The 1,668-nt window shown below is 69.1% G+C and carries 1 protein-coding gene and 1 pseudogene; both read left to right on the forward strand.

Annotated features, from left to right (window positions below):
- Window positions 1-1,422 (forward strand): alkaline phosphatase family protein (locus OZ10_RS20125; RefSeq protein ID WP_039566879.1); only part of this gene is annotated, 1,422 nt, incomplete at its 5' end.
- 29 nt (window positions 1,423-1,451) lie between these two features.
- A pseudogene (locus OZ10_RS23005) lies at window positions 1,452-1,668 on the forward strand (S46 family peptidase); the annotation flags it as partial.

Raw genomic sequence — 1,668 nt, forward strand, 5'->3', positions numbered from 1 at the left:
GCGATGGGCTGGACCACGTATGCGCAGCGGCTGCAGGCCGCCGGCATCGATTGGCGCGTGTATCAGGAATACGACAACTTCGGCTGCAACTCGCTGGCGTATTTTGCGCACTACCGCGGGCTCGATCGCGCCGACGAGCGCTATCGGCGCGCACGTGCCTGCGTGCCCGGGTCCACCGCAGAAAACGCGGCCCACACCCAGGCCGATCACCTGATTGCGGCCGTTGCAGCCGATGTGCAGGCCCATCGCCTGCCGCAGGTGTCGTGGATCATTCCGCCCACCGCGTATTGCGAACATCCCGAAGCACCGCCGGCCTACGGCGAATCGCTGGTGGCGCGTTTGATCGACGCGCTGACCTCCAATCCGGAGGTCTGGGCCAAGACCGCATTGATCATCAACTACGACGAGAACGACGGCTTCTTCGATCATGTGCCGGCACCGCTGCCGGCGCTGGATGCACGCATGGGGCGCAGCAATGTCGATGTGCGCGGCGAGTCGTACCACGGTGTGCCGGTCGGCCTGGGCATCCGCGTGCCGATGTTGGTGATCTCGCCTTGGACGCGGGGCGGCTGGGTCAATTCGCAGGTGTTCGACCACACCTCGGTGCTGCGCCTGCTGGAGCGTCGCTTCGGTGTGGCCGAGCCGAATATCAGCCCATGGCGTCGTGCGGTCAGCGGCGATCTCACCAGCGTGTTCGACTTCCGCAAGCCGGACGATTCGGCGCTGAGCGCCTTGCCCTCCATCGACGACTACCGTGCGCGCATGGCTGCGGTCCGCAACAAGCCGCTGCCGGCGCCACCGGCCACGGCGCGCATGCCGCGCCAGGAGCCGGGGCAACGTCCGGCACGCGCGTTGCCCTACGCCCTGCAGGTGCATGCGCGCGAACGCGCGGGCGAAGCGCTGCAGCTGCAGTTCGTCAACACCGGCACCGCGGCGGCGGCCTTCAATGTCTACAGTGGCGTCGCCAGCGGCGGGCCCTGGTATTACACCGTGTTGCCGGGCACGCAGCTCGACGACGTGCCGGTGGGCGCTGCACCCGATGGCGCGTATGCCTTGCGCGTGCACGGGCCCAATGGATTCCTGCGCGAGTTTGCCGGCGTTGCGCGGCCCGCATCGGCGCAGCAGGCAGCGCCGTGGCTGGAAGCGCGGCAGGAGGGCGATGCGCTGGTGCTGGAGATCGGCAATGCCGGGCAACAGGCCTGCACGCTGCAACTGCGCGCGCTGGACCACGGCGACCCCCGTCCACGCTCGCTGCAGCTGGCCGGTGGCCAGCGCCAGACCATCCATCTGGCGCTGGCGGCAAGCGATCACTGGTACGACGTGGTGGTGGAGCAACCGGGTGCGGCATTTCGCCGCCGGCTGGCAGGGCATCTGGAAACCGGCCGGCCCAGTCGCAGCGATCCGGCATTGGGACGCGCCTGAGCGGAGGCCTGCCGCTGCGTGCATCCGCGGGCGTGGCGTGCACGCCGTTCACCACGCGGGGTGGTTTGGCCGCCAAAGGCACCTGGCGCCGCCCCGCTCGACGCGCCCAAGCCGTCGCTGACGGCGATCAGGGCCAAGCGCTGCCGGTTCGAAGACACGCGCCTGGGCTCGGTGCCGGTCAACTTCGTGTCGGAGATGGACATCAGTGACGGCAACGCCGGCGTGCCGGTAATGGATGCGCAGGGC

The sequence above is a fragment of the Xanthomonas cannabis pv. cannabis genome (assembly GCF_000802365.1).
GTDB lineage: Bacteria > Pseudomonadota > Gammaproteobacteria > Xanthomonadales > Xanthomonadaceae > Xanthomonas > Xanthomonas cannabis.